General features: G+C 67.2%; 11 protein-coding genes and 1 pseudogene. 5 read left to right on the forward strand and 7 right to left on the reverse strand.

Going from position 1 to position 15,951, the window contains the following annotated elements; genetic code table 11:
- Positions 1–391: 391 nt before the first annotated feature.
- The 4 genes from IE237_RS05690 to IE237_RS05700 all read left to right on the forward strand — a co-directional run bounded on the left by IE237_RS05690 (position 392) and on the right by IE237_RS05700 (position 3,821).
- Positions 392–1,309, forward strand: a complete 918-nt coding sequence (locus IE237_RS05690) for a protein-ADP-ribose hydrolase (protein ID WP_189800713.1) — start codon at positions 392–394, stop codon at positions 1,307–1,309.
- A gap of 14 nt (positions 1,310–1,323) precedes the next feature.
- Complete coding sequence (locus IE237_RS40490; RefSeq protein ID WP_229842311.1) at positions 1,324–1,650, forward strand: hypothetical protein; 327 nt, start codon at positions 1,324–1,326, stop codon at positions 1,648–1,650.
- Positions 1,650–2,222, forward strand: a complete 573-nt coding sequence (locus tag IE237_RS40495) for an SIR2 family NAD-dependent protein deacylase (RefSeq protein WP_229842313.1) — start codon at positions 1,650–1,652, stop codon at positions 2,220–2,222. The genes IE237_RS40490 and IE237_RS40495 overlap by 1 nt, the downstream gene beginning before the upstream one ends.
- A gap of 132 nt (positions 2,223–2,354) precedes the next feature.
- Positions 2,355–3,821, forward strand: a complete 1,467-nt coding sequence (locus IE237_RS05700; RefSeq protein WP_189800714.1) for a DUF2971 domain-containing protein — start codon at positions 2,355–2,357, stop codon at positions 3,819–3,821.
- A 267-nt stretch (positions 3,822–4,088) separates the two neighbouring features.
- On the opposite strand, the gene IE237_RS40500 is transcribed toward IE237_RS05700, so the two are convergent.
- Together IE237_RS40500 and IE237_RS41595 are read right to left on the reverse strand one after the other, a co-directional pair.
- Positions 4,089–4,568 (reverse strand): hypothetical protein, encoded by a 480-nt coding sequence (locus IE237_RS40500; protein WP_229842315.1) that lies wholly within the window; start codon positions 4,566–4,568, stop codon positions 4,089–4,091.
- Positions 4,569–4,977: 409 nt separating this feature from the next.
- Positions 4,978–5,406, reverse strand: a pseudogene (locus IE237_RS41595) (glycosyltransferase family 32 protein); the annotation flags it as partial.
- Positions 5,407–6,148: 742 nt separating this feature from the next.
- Here IE237_RS41595 and IE237_RS05710 point away from each other — a divergent pair.
- Positions 6,149–6,583 (forward strand): hypothetical protein, encoded by a 435-nt coding sequence (locus IE237_RS05710; RefSeq protein WP_189800716.1) that lies wholly within the window; start codon positions 6,149–6,151, stop codon positions 6,581–6,583.
- A gap of 214 nt (positions 6,584–6,797) precedes the next feature.
- Here IE237_RS05710 and IE237_RS05715 read toward each other — a convergent pair whose 3' ends face one another.
- From IE237_RS05715 to IE237_RS05735, 5 genes are all read right to left on the reverse strand, one after another.
- Positions 6,798–9,548: a P-loop NTPase fold protein gene (locus IE237_RS05715; RefSeq protein ID WP_189800717.1), complete on the reverse strand. Its 2,751-nt coding sequence runs from the start codon at positions 9,546–9,548 to the stop codon at positions 6,798–6,800.
- 474 nt (positions 9,549–10,022) lie between these two features.
- Positions 10,023–10,313 carry a hypothetical protein gene (locus IE237_RS41485; RefSeq protein WP_308433040.1) on the reverse strand — a complete coding sequence of 97 codons (291 nt, stop codon included), beginning with the start codon at positions 10,311–10,313 and terminating at the stop codon, positions 10,023–10,025.
- Complete coding sequence (locus tag IE237_RS05725; protein WP_189800718.1) at positions 10,310–13,444, reverse strand: hypothetical protein; 3,135 nt, start codon at positions 13,442–13,444, stop codon at positions 10,310–10,312. The genes IE237_RS41485 and IE237_RS05725 overlap by 4 nt, the downstream gene beginning before the upstream one ends.
- A 134-nt stretch (positions 13,445–13,578) precedes the next feature.
- Positions 13,579–14,391, reverse strand: coding sequence for an AAA family ATPase (locus IE237_RS05730; protein ID WP_189800719.1), 813 nt, complete (start codon positions 14,389–14,391; stop codon positions 13,579–13,581).
- Positions 14,388–15,941, reverse strand: coding sequence for a TnsB C-terminal domain-containing protein (locus tag IE237_RS05735; protein WP_189800720.1), 1,554 nt, complete (start codon positions 15,939–15,941; stop codon positions 14,388–14,390). Before IE237_RS05735 ends, IE237_RS05730 begins: the two co-directional genes overlap by 4 nt.
- Positions 15,942–15,951: the final 10 nt, after the last annotated feature.

Genomic DNA, 15,951 nt, shown 5'->3' on the forward strand with positions numbered 1-15,951 from the left:
CGCATCACCAGAGGCGCTCCCGCACTCTCCCGTCCGGCCGCTCGGACTCATGGGCCCCTGCGCCACCGGACCGTATGCCGGCCGATCCTGCCCCGCTGTCGGCCGGTCACGGCGGAGCGAGGGAAAGTCACGCCATCACGTGACGGGCCTGGCATGGTCCGCAGCCGCGCGGTCACGGTTGTCGCTATCGCTGTCGTGAACGTCTGCACCCTGTTCCTGGAGACGGTCCCTGCGGACCCGTGCCAAGCCCGAGCCCCGCAGCCTGGGAGACGACCTCCATGGGCGCCCAGGCGAACCGCTCACCAACGGGCCTCGGCAGCACACGCTCCTGGGCTCCCCCGCCGGACCTTCGAACCCGTCCGAACGCAACCACGTGCCGACCGGAGACCCCATGCCCGCCACAACACTGCCGCTCACCGCCTACCGCACCGCCATCGCCCTCGACGAGCCGTTCACCCCGCCCCCAGACCCGGACCCGGCATCCCGGCCGGCCGATCTGGTCCGCCAGGTGCTCGCCAAGCTGGCACTCGACCCGGCCGCAGCGCAAGCCGGCCTGCGCCCTGGCGCCGCGGATCAGCTCGACGACCGTGCGGCCCGACAACTGCTGCGTGCCGTCCTGACCTTGCGGGAACCGGTCCCCCCTCCCGACGAGGCCGCCCACGCGCTCGATGCGCTCCTGGCCGCCGAAAGCCGGGCGCGCCCCACCACCGACGCGAGGGCCCTTCCCTCCATCCGCGACGCGTTTCCCCACGCCGCGTACCGGGCCGCCGACCGCACGGTGCTGTGGCAGGGGGACATCACCATGCTCGGCGCGGATGCGATCGTGAACGCCGCCAACAGCGCCCTGCTCGGCTGCTTCGCCCCCATGCACCGGTGCATCGACAACGCCATCCACGCCGCGGCCGGGCCCCGCCTGCGCGAGGACTGCCACACGATCATGACCCGGCAGGGCCACCCGGAGCCGACCGGCACCGCCAAGGTCACCCGCGGCTACCACCTGCCTGCCCGCCACGTCCTGCACACGGTCGGTCCGATCGTCGACGGGCCCCTGCGCCCGCAGCATCAGCAGGCTCTGGCGGCCTCCTACCGTGCCTGTCTCGACCTCGCCGCCGAGATGAACGGCATACGCACCGTCGCGTTCTGCGGCATCAGCACCGGCGTCTTCGGCTACCCCAAGGCGCCCGCAGCCCACACCGCTCTGGACACCGTGGCCGACTGGCTTGACCACCACCCGGGACGGCTCGACCGCGTGATCTTCAACGTGTATGCGGACGACGACTTCGCCGCCTACGCAAGCACGCTGACCTAAGGAGACCAGCCCCGTTGAACCAGCCCGCCTTCGACCTGGAAGCCGCTGTCGGCACGATACGCACCTGGCTCAGCGAGGCCGACCGCGTCCTGATCACGGCCGGCGCCGGGCTGAGCGCCGCTGCCGGATACCGCTACGACGACGAAGACCGCTTCCGGGAACTCTTCCCCGCCCTGCACCGCCTCGGCCTGCGCTCCCGCTACATGGTCGGCGTGCCCCTGCCCCCCGCCTGCTGTGGGGCTACTGGGCCGTCCACATCGACGACATCCGCTTCTCCCCTGCTCCCAACCTCCTCTACCGGCGGCTGCGCACGCTGGTCGGCGAGAAAGACCATTGGGTGATGACGTCCAACGTGGACGCCCTCTTCGCCCGCAACGGCTTCGCCCCCGACCGGATCTTCACCCCGCAAGGCGACTACGGCCGCTACCAGTGCACGACCCCCTGCACTCTCACCACGTGGGACAGTCGCCCTCTCGTCGCGCAGCTGCTCGCCGCCTACGATCCGGTCACCGGTGCCGTCGCGGACCCTGGAGCACTGCCCCGCTGCCCGAACTGCGCAGGCGGTGTCGAAATCAACATCCGCGTCGGCCCCCAGTTCCTCGACGCCCCCTACCTGCCCGCCGGCCACCGCCTCCAGGACTGGATCGACACGACCTGTGCCGACACTCGCCTGCTCATCCTGGAACTCGGCGCCGGATTCAACACCCCCAGCGTCATTCGATGGCCCGGGGAACACCTCACGCGCCACCGCCCCCACACGCGTCTCGTCCGCGTCAACCCCACCCACCCCGAGATCCCCGCCGCCCTTGCCGGCCGGTCTCTGTCCGTCCCCGCCGACGCCCAGGACCTCATTGGCGCACTCGGCCACTGCCAGCAGCGCCGCACGCCGGACACACCGCCCCGCTCGACCTGATCGACCGGCACCTGAACCAGCCCACAGGTCGCGAAGGAACCCTTGTTCTCGTCATAGTGACGAGAACAAGGGTAGGGTGTCTCTGCCGGCTGGACGAGCCGGTGTCCGAGCCCGACAGCGGAAGGAGCCCTCATGCCTTCGGATCACGAACAGGACAGGGCGTTGACATACGAGTCCTACAGCGAACTGGAGATGGCGGCGACTCAGTGGACTCCGACCGAAGATCTCTTCCATTACACGAGCGCTCAGGCTGCCGCAGCCATGCTGACCACGGGCAAGCTGCGCCTTTCGCCCTACCCCAGGACCAACGACCTGTGGGAGACGGAGCCGCACCCGCCGGGGCTCAGCGGCCCTCAGGGCGAGGACCTCAACGCCACGTTCGCCGTGTGGGACGAACTCGACCGGCATCTTCGCCTGCACACCAAGGTCGGATGCCTGACCCGAGACTTCGTACCAGCAGCAGACATCACCAACCGTGACGCCGCGCGAGGGTGGTCCCATCTCGCGCTGTGGTCTCACTACGGCGACAAGTACGGCGGCGTCTGCCTCAGAGTGGACCAGGGCAGGCTCATCGAGTCCTTCCTCCGCGACTCGGAGCAGGCGACCTTCGCCTTCCACGGCCCGGTCCGCTATCTAAACAGCCAGAACGGACTGTTCACGGGGAGTCACATCGACCTCGGCCAAGTGGCAGAGTTCGGAGCAGATGCGGTGGCCCTGGCTTACGCGGAGGCCAACAAGGACCTGCTGTTCTTCCGCAAGCACCGCGACTGGTCCTACGAATCCGAGTACCGGCTCGTCGTGCTGAACCAGTCCAGCGACTACGACTTCATCGACATTCGAGATGCTGTCACCGGCGTCATTCTGGGCAACAGGTTCCCATCGAAGGATCTACGAGTCATCGAGGCGGCCCTTGAGGACTACCCCGACGTCGAGGTACAGCAGCTGCACTACCACCAGCGCAGACTCTCCTGCGTTCCCTTCGACTTCCCACCCCCCGCCCAGCCGGCCTTCGCGCAGACACCCCCGGCGCGCCGGGACGGCTCACTGGCCGAACGCCTCCTCGCCCTGCAGAACGCCGAAACCAAGGCGGCATCAAACTGGCAAGATGCCGAAGCACTCGCCCACACACCGCTAAAGCAACTCCAGGCGGGTATCTCCGCCCTGGAATCCCAGCTGAGGCTCTGGCCCGGAGTGGAAGTCAGCTCTTCGCCGTCCACCGCCGGCACCGTGCCCGAGGAGATGCGAGCCCGCAGACCCGGCGTTCCGGGAGAGACCATCCACTACCAGCGTGGATTCCAGTGCGTGGTCGAGCATCTCCCTCTGCACTCACTCACCTTCAGCGCCTCAGCGGCCATCCAGGTCCTGGACGGGGAACGCCTGCGCCTTCACGCCTTGGTCGCCATGGAGCACTGGCACGAGGGCGGCAACGACCGCAAGGAGGTCTGGCGCGACCAGAGGGAGGTGGTCGCGTCCGACGCGCTTGCCGCGGTAATCGCTCTCCTCCATGCACTGACCACGGCCGCAGACGAAGCGCGCGTCGCCTTCGACCGCGTACGAGGAACCAGCCCCGAGGAACCGCCCGGGACGGAACTGCCCTGAGAAGCGCCTCTCCCCCGCGCCCAGGCCCTGCGCAGGTGCCGGCTGACCGGTCTTCGCAGGCCCGGCCCGCAGCCACCGGCGCAACCTGCGCTCCGGATCCGCCTTGCGGCCGTGCGAGGAAACCTGGCTGTTCGGCAGAATCTAGCAAGGAGCGGTGGCGCCCACCCGGCAGCCGGTCGGGCACCGCCACCAAGCCCGGTCCTCCAGAGCCGGGTCAAGTTGACGCTGGCCAGATGGAGCTGAGATTGGGGCCTCTGGTTATCCGGGTCAGAGGCCCGTGACCTTGGCAACGAGGTCGGCGAGTATCTGCTGGCTGAGGTAGCGCGTGACAGCGTGGGGTTCGGCAATGCCGTTGTTGACGGTTTCGTCGCGGATGAACGGCGCCACGGATGCAAGCCCTGAGTGGGCGACGACGTCACCGGCTGCCCGGAGGTTCACCCAGTCAACGCCCTCCGGAATGGTCAGGGCGTCTTCGCATCCCAGTGAGCGGCGAACGGTCAGCCAGCCGAGCGGGGAGCCACAGGTGACAAGCGTGGTGAGGCCGTCGGGGCCGGGGCCGGTGTCCGGGCGGGTGAGCATGTCGTAGGCGATGACGCTGCCGAGGGAGTGGGCGATGATGAGGCGGGGCCCGGGGCGGTGGAGTTCGGTGCGGACTTCGTCGCGGATGCGGTCGCCGATGTCGTGGTGGAGGTATCGGTAGACCTGGCGTATGGGCTTGAGCAGGTGGCGGTCGCCAGTTCCTGTCATCACTGCGGTAGCTCAGTGGCCATCGGCTGACGGCTACGTGATCCCAGTGGGAGAGGATCTCGACGTCGACGGGCTGCTTCTGTTGCTGTTTGTCGTAGGCGTACCGGGCCAGTGCGGCGGTGAGGTTGCCTGGGCCCGTCATGGACTGGATGTCGATTGGTCCGCCGCCGTGGGAGAGGACCGCGCGGGTGCCTGCTTCCAGCGCGGCTTCGATGACAGGGTGATGGGCTGGCGCGATGATCGGGTTGTTGTTGATGTAGTGGATCCAGGTGTCCGGATCCTCATCGGTAGTTGCCGCGTGGTGTGCGTCGACCATCGTGTCGGTCGCGGTGTCGTAGCACAGCGCCTGCACCCTGAGCCGGGAGTCACGAAAGAGGTGCTTCCAGTCGGTACCTTGGTAGGCATCGTCAGCGTCCACGTAGAAGCCTCCGCGTTGCGCGAGGTAGCACAGCCGGAAGTAGTCGCTGCGCATCGCCGGATGCGGGCAGGCGTCGAAGGCTGCGACGTGCGCTGGCGTGTGAGCGGAGCGGATGAACGCACGGGCGGAGTCGTCCCCGTAAACCTTCCGCCGAAAGCCCTGGCGTTCGAGTGCCGACCAGCTCCTCATGCACTGCGCCACGTCGGCAGGAACACTGTGGGGGTCGTCCCAGAACTGGACGATCACCCGGGGCACGGAGGCAGTCGGCCATGCTCCGTCCTGCGCGGACAGCGCGCGGGTGAGACCCCTGAGGTATGCGGACCTGAGTTGGTAGTCGTCGATGATCTGTTGGATGGCGGGCTGGCCTGCTGCAGGCTGCTCACTGTGGCCAGGCAGACCGCGCGCAGAGGGAACGCTCATCAGCCCTCCTTTGTAACTTCCCAGGCTGTATCACTCTCGGACCTTGCCACATGAGCTTAGTGATCTCCTGCAGAACACCCGGCGTCCCGCAGCCGGCCCGGGGGTGAGGTCGGCAGCACGGGCGAGGAGAGGGGTCAGGCAGCCACCAAGCCGGTGTGGTGGGGAACCCGGCCTCGCGGTGGCGGAGCCGGGGGCGGCGAGTGCCTGTGTTCTGTGTTCTCGGGTTCAGAGCCACTCGGGAAGTACGGCCGGAAGGCGGCACCAGGAACGCATCCGAGAAAGTTCTGCTGTTGCCTGGGCTGACGTCTTCCCGAGGCGCTTGTACCGGATGACTCCGGTGAGCGCCCAGGCGAGCTCATCATCGCCTGCGAACTTTGCCAGATCACGGAAGCTGCGCAGGCGGGTGATGGCTCTGCGGGTGCCTGGTGCATGGTTTGCGCGGCTTGCAGGGCGGTCCATCGGCGCACGTGGTGGGTGGAGAGGACGGGGGCGTTGTTGTAGGTCCAGGAGAGCTGGGCTCGGAAGTAGGCCATCATTTTCGCCTCGCTGTCCTGGGGTGCTGTCGCGACTTCGTGCCAGGGAGCGAGAGGGCCGGCCAGTGTGTGGACTTCGTCTTTCTGGTGCACGGTGAAACTGAGCTCGTCCACGTGGGCTGGCAGGTAGGGGCGGATGAGGGCCAGGTGAGTGGTGAGCGCAGGGGTGGATTGGGTCCGGGCTTCCACCTTCCAGTGCTTCTCCCCTGGTGGTCGAGGCCGTTCGTGAGGCTGTCTATTTCGGACGGATCGACGATGAGATCGAGGACTACCTCGACGGTGCTTACATGATCGGGCTCGGGATCCGCATGTCGAGCAAGCGGAGGCCCGATGGCGGCGTCGGGTGGGTCGTCCAGCTGCTCAGCGAGGAGGTTTCTGTGCCGGCCAGCGCCGAGCTGCGCACCTGGGCCGTCCCCGCAGAGGTGAAGCTCCTGCGGACGTGGACGAGTAAGCAGCTGACCGGTGGTACTGGTCCTGTTCGCGGCGCGCTCCAGGTGGCGGAGGACGCAACAGCTCAGGGTCAGTGGGTGAGGATCCACACGCTGCTGCACAGTCGCTACGACGTCGACTTCGAGGGCAGCGGGACCTCTGAGTTCGTCGTCGACGTCTTCGATGCCCCGATCCCGCTGGAGCACCCGGAGTAGAGCAGCGCCGTCGCTGGGCCTTGCGGCTTGACCAGCCGACGCCAGTGGGGTTGCGTGCAGCCGTTGCCGCCCCAGACGTGGTCATGTGCGCCAGCTGTTTGAGGAGGCCGCCCAGAGTGACGCTGGACGTACCGAGTGTGGCATGCAGATGGCGCTGGCATGGGCCGGAGGGCACGGGGAGGGCAGGCTCGCTGTCCGCAGGGCGATCGGCTTCCTACGCGTTGTGGATCGTGCAGTAGCCGTCCCACGGAAAGGGCGTGGGGTTGTCGGCGGGGCTGAGGGGCAGGGACCACGCTTTGCGAATGGCGTCGATGAGCGCGCGGCCGCTGTGGGGCGAGACACCTAGCTCCTGTCGGGCTTCGGCGAGCCTTTCCACGTTGCCGTCCGGTCCGTGGTCTGCCGCCTGTCGAGTCCGGCGTTCGAGCCTTTCGTGGGCGAAGATGTCGAGGAGGGTGAGAGCGAAGTAGGCGTATGCCGATGCCTCGTCGATGAGCTGGCCTGCCTCATCGGTGACCTCTCTGTCGGGGCTGCCGGCAGGGAGAGCACCGCGAGGGTGGAAGGCGAACTCCTGCAGGCTCCGGTGCAGTTCGCGCTCTGTGCAGGGGCAGGGGTTGGGGTCCCGTAGCAGGGCTACGAGGGCTCTGAACGAGCTGAGCACGTCACTGGTACTCCGGGTCCACCGTTGTTTGGCGAGAAGGATGCGGAAGCCCGCAAGTGTCTCGGAGAGCTCCTCGAGCACCAACTGGCGCGCGATGCGCACCAGCTCACCGGATCCGGTCTTGTCCTTCATGTCCATCACGCGGCGTCCGTAGCGGATGAGGTCGCGTGGGATCCCGCCTGCCAGTGCGTGGGTCAGGGCGGTGTAGGGGCCTGTCAGTTCGGCACGTTTTTCGAGCATGGTGTGCGATTCGTCCAGGGTTGCGGGCTGCACATGGACGACGTCGTCAAGTGAGCTGTCGGTGATATCGCGGTGGGGCAGGCCACGGCGGACGAACGCGGCTCCGACGTCCTCGGCGACGGCAAGGACGTAGTGGACGTGTTCCACGCCGAAGACGGCCTTGATCTCGGCCAGGAAGGCCAGCACGCGGGTGTCGGTTCCCAGCCTGTCCAGCTCGTCGATAGCGATCACGACCGTCTCGTTGCGGTCTTTGAACTCGCTGGCGATACGCGTCAGCAGCTCTTTGAAGTCCTGTACCAGCTGTGGGAGGTTGGGCGGGAGGGTCGCGACGGACGTGGTGTGGCTGGTGCCCAGGGACAGTAGCTGCGAGGTACCCGTCGTCAGTGCGGTGGAGGCCGACAGCTGGGCCTGGAGGCGGAACAGGTGGCTGCGGCACCGGGACACCAAAGGCGGCTCGGCTGCTTTCGGCGTCCAGTTCCTCATACGGAAAAGGACAACGCCGGCAATCAGCGAGGCCAGCCTCACCGGGTTGTCCTGCGCACCCAGTACCGTCTGGATCTGCGGCGAGCGCAGCCCGTACACCAGCCCCGCCCAGCCGACCAGCCCGGCCAGAAAGACCAGCATGGCGCGAGGGCGAAGCGTCATCGAGCCGACCTGGATCTCGGAGACGGCGAGAGAGGCACTGGACAGCAGCATCCACAGGCCACCCGCCAGGACGAGCGGACGGACCGTGGCGAGGATCGCGTCTGTCAGGTGCTGAGCAATCCAGACGTCGCGCACGACCCCCACCACCGCTACCCCGATCAGGGCGATGCCGGCGCCGGACGCCAGCATGAGCCACGCATCGCGCAGCGTGTCTTTGATCCACCCGGAATGCCGCGCACGCCACCACATCACGCCGAGCACCGCGATGGTGACACCCGTGCTGGTGGCCGCGTGCCCCTGCCAGATCCCTGTGATCTCAGCGAATCGTTCCTCGAAGGTGCGCCGGCTCGCCTCGAGCAGCGGCGCATGGCTGTCGATGCTCCTGCGGACGGCCGCGCCCACACCCAGGACGACAGCAACAGCCGCTGGAACGGCGAAGGCCGACCACCACAACAGACGCACCCCGCGCACGCGGGCACGGCGCAGGAGTCGCCTGAATGGCGACACCTGGACCAAGGCGGGAACGGCGTAGCCGTGATGCCTCATGTATGCCTCGCACAGATCCACCGACAGCGACAGGAGGAACTCGTGAGGCGTATAGCTCGCGGGGGCATGCGACAGGAGACCGAAGTCGGCCCGGGCTACGGCCGTCTCAAGGAGTGTGGACTTTCCCGCCCCGCGCGGTCCGCACACCGCGATCGTCCCTGAGTCGATCTGCCCCAGCTTGCGGCTGAGGGTTCGCATCGCTGTGTTGTCGACCCGGTAGACATCGCTGCGCGGCGACCTCAGACCTTCATAGGACTCCGACACCAGCAGCGAGTCGGGGTCGTCTCCCAACAGCTCCCGCGTCGCACGCCACACCGTGGGTTCGATACCCCGCTCCGCGGCCTCGCCCCACACGGCCGACTCGACACCGAGAACAACCCGCGACACCCCCCACCGTGCACCCAGCCACCCCGCCCGCAGGCACTCCAGCACGTAGAGGCCGGCCGACCAGCCCCGCACCACGGACATCCCCACGGACACCGACAAGGCCAGGACAGCGATCACAAAGCCGAGAAATCCGAAGGGCATCCCTGCGGCGAACACAAAGGCGAACAGCCCAAAGCACACGGCCTTCCAATCCCAGCCGAGTCGTGCATCGGCCAGCCGGAACCGTTCACAGCGCAGGTCCCGGTCGGCGATCGCAGCATCCAGCCGCGCATGGGGCAGCCCTGAGAGAACCGCGCTCATCACGTCATTGCGCAGCATCTGTCCGTGCACCGCATCACGCGTCGCCCGCGGTCTGTGCCCCAACAGCTGTGCAATCCTGGGGACCTCAAGACAACTCAGCACACAGCGCTGATAGATCAACCGGACATCAGCATCGCGAAAGTCCGAGACCCTGGCGAACCAGCGGCCCACGAGCGATAACGGCAGCATCAAACCCCTCCCCCGACAGCGATACGCCGGAGCAGGCTAGCCGGTGTCACCGACAGTCGAAGAGCCCTCGCTCAAGCTGCCCCAGAGAGCCGGCGAAGGACACGAGTCCAGCAGCCGGCCCGCCGCATCCTCACGACACCGAGTCGGGCTTTGTCGCAGCACCTGTCCGAAGGACGCAGGACGAGATAAGAGTCGACAGCGACGACGGGGCCGCCTGCGGGCTGCCGTTCGCTGGACCAGCGTTGGTGGGTGACGAGGCTTGTGGAGTTTCAGATGCCACTGGCAGCGGCCGCGGGGCGGCTCGAGGGTGATCGCGGACGGCGTCTGGCGCCACGGGGCGGCGGACTGCCCGAGATCGGGATGTGCTGGGCGTAGCCGTCCTCGTTCCCGCCCCGGAGGCCCGCACAATACGGCGCGGGCCTCCGTTTGGCACCGAGCCCCGCTCCCCTGCTCAGCGCAGGACAGGGCGGGTGGTCACCAGCCAGTAATCGCAGTCGCTGCGGCGATGAGCGCTGCGGCCACCGTCAGCGTAGCCGCGAACGCGGCTGCGGCACGGCTGATCGCGGCCGGATAGGTAGCGTCGTCACGGCGGGCCAGATAGCCGGCCCCGGCTGCGGCCAGCACGGCGAAAACCAGAACAACCACAACAGCGAACATCAGCACAGTGAACCGGTACGGCACGGTCGTTTCCCCTCTCAGCGACAGCGCGTCTGCTGCGCTGCTCTGTAAACGAATCTGCCGGTCCAGGTGCTCGCCATGGTTCACGTGAACAATGATGGACACTCGCGAACAGCCGACGCTGCGCTGTCGTCGCCGGTGGTGGAGGGCGGGCGCGAGACGAACATGTCTGCGTGCTCAGCGTCGTCGGTCCAGTACCCGTACCGGTCACCGAGCAGACGAAGCAGTGCTTCGGGTCGGAGGCTGGTGCTGCGGACGACCAGGCCGAGGTTGCCGGCTGTTGCCAGGGCTGCGCCGTGCAGGTGGGACCTGAGAGCGCTCAGCGTGAAGGCTTGGGGCGGCACGGGTTCGTCATCGGGAAGCTCGTGCGCCGTCATGACGGCCTTGAATTGGATGCGACGTTCAGCCGAGTCGTTGATAGCAGGTCGAAGTCCTCGCTGCTCAAGCCGACGGTTTCCGACGAGATTGGCGATGGCGGTCAGCAGGTGCCAGTCCTTCCACCCCTGCTCGCGTAGCAGCACCGCAGTGCGCATGAATTCCCGGTCAGCGCTCAGGCGCGGGAGCGTGTAGCGGATGATGGGGACCAGGGCGGTGTAACGGTGGCGGACGTTCTCGAGCGCGGTGCTCTGCTCGTATCCGGGGCCTGGTCCGGTCTTGGCCTTAAGGGCGGCTGACTTGGGGCGGCCATTGAGGGCTGTGGCGGCGCCGACGGCTGGTTCGGCCAGGGCTGCCATGGCTTCGTAGTCCCCCGGGTTGAGGAAGTCGGCCAGTTCGTCATAGGGGCGGCCCGCTACGAGCTTGTGCCACAGGCCGGCGGCGAAGCTCTCCTCGATGAGCTTCGTGAACGCCTCGTTGGGCAGTAGCGACTGGGAGATCAGCACACTCACTGCTGCAGCGGTCAAGTCGTTTAGAGCTGCTTCCAGGTCCTGGCTGTCGACCGCAGCAAGTCGCAGAATCCACCGGTTGGCGTTGGGGTCGGATACTTGCCGCCAGCCGTCGTGCCGGTCGGACGTCGCTACGGTCTCGGCTTGGATCTCGACCGCAAGCCGGCCAGGCAGGAGCAGGGGGTCGCGGGTGGCCATCTCGGCGACGAGTACCTGTACTGCTGCGGTGAAGCGCTCGGCGGCCAAGGCCGATGGCCGGTCGTTGGCACAGGTGACCTCCCAGTCGACACCAAGCGCACTCCAGGTGTAGCGGCGCTTTGGGCCGGCGTCGCTGAATGGCCTGCCTACTCCTTGGGCGTCTGCTTCGTTGACGTACATGTCCTCGGTCGCGGCAGGCTCGCTGGGGATCGAGGCGACGATCTCGTCGATGGCGGTGGCGAATCCCACTGATGCCATGACTTCGCGGAGCATAGGGGCGAATCGGGGGCGTACGGCGAGCGCAGCGTTCACCGTGAGGGCCTGGTTGGCCATCATGTCCCAGACGTACGGGTAGCGCTCGGCGTTGAACGGCTCGTCGAGATAGGCATTCTGTGCCATCAGTCCGATGCGGAACAGATGGGTCGCGGACAGCCAGTTCCCGGCCTGATGGTCGTATTGGGCAGCGAGGATGATGCCTCGCGGGACGAAACGCGTCAGTTCCTGGTCGGGTGCGGACCTCGCAGCCGCGGCGGCGGCCAATGCGCATTGTTTGGCGGCCATGGCCAGGCCGAGCTCGCTGTAGATCCGTGAGCACAGCAGCAGCATCGTCAGTCCCCCTTCCAGAGTCTCGCCGCGCCACCAATTGAGCTTGGCCTCGTGAATCTCTCGCAGCGCTTCGAGGAGGCGATCGCTTTTGACCAGCGCAAGGCCGCGGGCCTGTGCTCGCTCACCTCGGGCCGACTGGCCGGCGACCCTGTCGATTGCCGTGTCGAGCAGGTCTCGGACCTCCCGGTACAGCGGGTGGTCCACCAGCGCAGGTGCAAGCAGGTCGAAGATGTCGGCGACATGCTCGACCGGGAACAGCGGGGCGTCATCCAGATGCCGCCCCAGCAGGGCCAGGGTCTGCATGCCGGTGTCGATGTCGGTGAAAGCCGGCTGGGTCTCAAAAACGGGCAGCGGTTGCCCACCTGCCATCGCCTCACGAACCCGAGCAGTGACTTCTGCAACACTTGGCAGATCCTGCGTAGCCTTTCTCAGGCCAGTAGGAACCTCCGGGTGCAGGGCCAGCCGAGCCCGCAGGGCGAGTAGATGTGCCGTGGCGTTGGGCGCGGGGCGCTCGTCCAGGAGTCGGTCGGTCTTCTCTTCCAGCTTGCGCTGCCAGTTCCGCAGTTCATCCGGGGTTACGGCGGTCAGGCCGCGCATCAAGGCCCCGAAGGTGTAGCCGAGCAGTACGACAGCATCCTCGAGCAGGCCAGGATCCTCGAGTGAGTCGTCCGTTGTCAGCCGGGTGAAGATGTCACGGGCCAAGCCGTCCACCGGCAGCATCGTCTCTAGGCCCCGGAGCGTCGCGACCACAATCTCGTAGCGGACTCGAAGCGCCGTATGTGTTCCTGGCGTAGCGTCGAGCAGAGCATGGGCGTGGCCGAGCCAGTCCGGCAGATCGGCGCGGGCTTCAGCATGGAACGTGGCGTGGCGCAGCGGCGCCTTCAGGTCGATCAGGTCACCCAGAGTGCAACCGGGCTCCTCACGCTCGCGCCACCTTTGGCGGGCCTGGATGTACCAGTCGGGAAGGTGGCCGGCCGCCTCCGGTCGGGCAGGGGCCAGGTCCGACGGCAGATGGAGGTACTGCACGGCAAGGTAGAAGAGATCGTGGTCGGCAAGATGCACAGCGAGCGCCGCAGCGTCCCAGATGTCCAGCTCAACCTGGTGCGTCCGCGCCGCCTCCTCGATCAGCTTGTGTTGCTTCCCGGAGGGGACAGGGGCCACCGTGAAGTAGATGACACGGTCGACGGCCGTGCCCTGCCCGCAGATCGACGAGAGGTCCTTAAGGATCTTCGCCGGCACCTTGGTCTTCTGGATGGTGCAAGCCATCACCACGCGCTCCGTTGAAGCCAATGCTTCGAAGACCGAGGTTCCCGGCAGCTCGCGTGGAATGTTCGTCCAATGGCTCTCAGCGTCTCGCCCCTGGTCGCCGCCGCTGCTGACAGGGCCGGTCGCAGGGTGCAGATTGCTGGTGATCCGCCGGCGTGCCAGGCCGAGGCACAGCAACTCGAACTCGTGGTGGCTGTTGTTCTCGGCGAGAGTATCCAGTGCGAACCGGATCCGTCGCTCGAGTTGCACGGCATCGTCCGCCATACCTCTACCCCCACATCAAACCCAGTGACAGCGCCTCCCCTAGTGTCGGGCACGGCACTGACAGCGTCTGAATCAGCGTTGTCCGCTGATGCCTGCCCGCCCCTGGCGCTGTCACCCCGCCCACGTGATGAGGTTCAGCGCGGTGCTGGGAGGCGGGTGGTGGAGTCGAGGCGGCTGAAGGCCCATCGGATGAGGTCTTTGCTGAGGGTGAGGTCGGGGTTCTCCTCCAGTGCGTCGGTGAGGTGGATGGTGAGTTTGGCCCAGTTCCTGAACGATCCGTGTCCGGCGTGGTCGTCGGTGTAGAGGATGAGGTCGGGGTCGGCGCCGGTCCAGATGGGGTGATAGGCGGGGATGGTGGCGAGGACTTCGGTGGGGGTCAGGGGTGCGAACTGGTACCAGTCGAGGATGCGGGAGTGCAGGGCCGGGCAGCTGAGGATCTTCTGGCGGGTGTTGCCGCTGCCGACGAGGACGACCGCGGCACGCCGTGCGTGGTCGCCCCACAGGTCGCGGATGTATTCGAGAGCGGTCTTGCTGAGCCATTGGACTTCGTCGAGGAGGAGGACCGCGTCGGGGCTCTGCTCCAGGGCTTGCTTGATGCGTATACCGGACTCGTCAGCGGACTGGGGTGGCTCGCCGGGAAGGTCCAGGGCGCGCCAGAGGGCGCCGCGGAGTTCGCTCATGTTGGGTGCTTGGCGGAATTGGAGTCGGTGGGTGGTGTGGGGGGCGCGGCGGCGTAGGGCGGTGTGGACGGCGAAGGTTTTTCCGAGGCCGACGTGGCCGTGGATGGCGACGATGGCTTTGTGCTTGATGGCTTTGCGGATGCGGTCTTCGGTTGCGGCGAGGGCTTGGGTGCCCATGGTGTGGGCGCCGGTGAGGCCGATGTAGTGGTCGCGGTCGGGTGGGGGGAGCTGGCTGGGGCGGCGTTGGGGGTTGTGGGGCTGGTTCACGGGTGGTCCTGTTCGTTGTTGGGTTCCGGGTGGGTGGGGGTGTTGAGGGGGCGGGTCCAGTCGTCTGCGGGCTTTGGCAGGGGCAGGAGGTCGGGCAGGGCCTGGTCGCGCAGGTCGTGGCCGCCGAGGTCTCTGAGGTGTTCCAGGGCGGTGTCTTCGGTCATGGCGAGAAGAGGGGTGGGCGGCTGGGGCTGGGTGGCGGCGGCGTAGCGGATGTTGCGGTTCTTCTCGGCTTTTTTGAGCTTGGCGCGCAGGCGGTCGGCTTCGCGGCGTTGGGCTCGTTTGAGGTCGCGGATCTGCTGGGGTGTTGCTTGGTTGGCCATGAAGGCGGGTCCGAGGTGGTGTCCGCTGGTGGGGTCGTAGAGCTCGACGCGGTGGTCGTGGTGGGGGAGGTAGCGCAGGGTGACTTTGTCGCCGACGAAGCCGTGCATCCAGTCGGCGATGTAGTCGGCGTTTCGCCAGCGGATGCCGGTGTTGTTGATGGTCAGGGGCTTGCCGTGGCGTTCGAGGGTGTAGGTGTGGAGGCTTGCGGCGTCGATGGTCTCGATAGGGGTGGTGTCGTCGTTCCACGCTTGGGCGGGGGTGCGGCCGTCGAGGCTGTCCAGGGTGTGTTCGTGGTTCCACCAGTGGATCCAGGTGCGGACGTGGGCGACGAACGCTTCGAAGTGCAGGAGTGGCTGGTCGGGGTCGACGGGTTTGCCGCCGAGGAGGGTGGGGGCGTGGGTGTAGCCGGGCATGCCGGCGAACAGGGTTTTCTTGATGGCGCCGTTGACGGCTTCGACGACGGGTTTGCCTTCGGGGGTGAAGGGGGGCAGTTCGATGCGTTCGGTGCCGAGGACTCCGAGTGCTTCCCCGACTGTCTTGCAGAGGAATTCCTTGCCGCCGTCGACGCGGACGCGGTCGGGGATGCCGCCGAAGGGGCCGTGGTCGTCGTCGATGAGGACGGCGTCACGGATGGCGACGAGGACTGCCTCGCGGCTGGGCCGTTGGGGGGTGATCGCGAAGCCGCAGATGGCGCTGGCGGCGCAGTCTGCGAAGAAGGTGATCCAGGGTTTGCGGATGTGGCCGTCGATCCGGACACGGACACTGGCTTCGACGTGGTCGGTTTCCCATGCGTAGTTGCGGTGGTGGCGGGGGCGTTTGCCGGCGACGTCGTAGGCGCGACGGGCTTTCTCGCCGTGGCGTAGGCCGGCGCGCATGCCGGGTGTGAGGGCGCGGGTGACGGCGCGGTGGAAGGTGGCTGGTGAGGGCAGGTTCGGGGTGTTTTCGGCTTTGAGTTCTCGGTAGGCGGCGGTGGCGTTGCCGCGCCAGCGTGCGACTGCGTCGAGCATCACGAGGGTGAGCTCGAAGCGCTGGCGGGCGGTGGGGGTGTAGGTGCCTTTGTTGGTGCGGGCGTTGGCGAGCCACCGGTCGACGGTGCGGGGGTCGACGCCGAAGGCGTCGGCGACGCCGGTGATGCGGGCGCGGGTGAGCTGGTGTTCGTCGGCGAGTTTGAGGAGTCGGCGTACGGCGGTGGTCCGCAGGGCGGTGATGTCGGGGCTGGGATTCATGGCAGAGGTG

Source organism: Streptomyces tanashiensis, from assembly GCF_014648895.1.
Lineage (GTDB): Bacteria > Actinomycetota > Actinomycetes > Streptomycetales > Streptomycetaceae > Streptomyces > Streptomyces tanashiensis.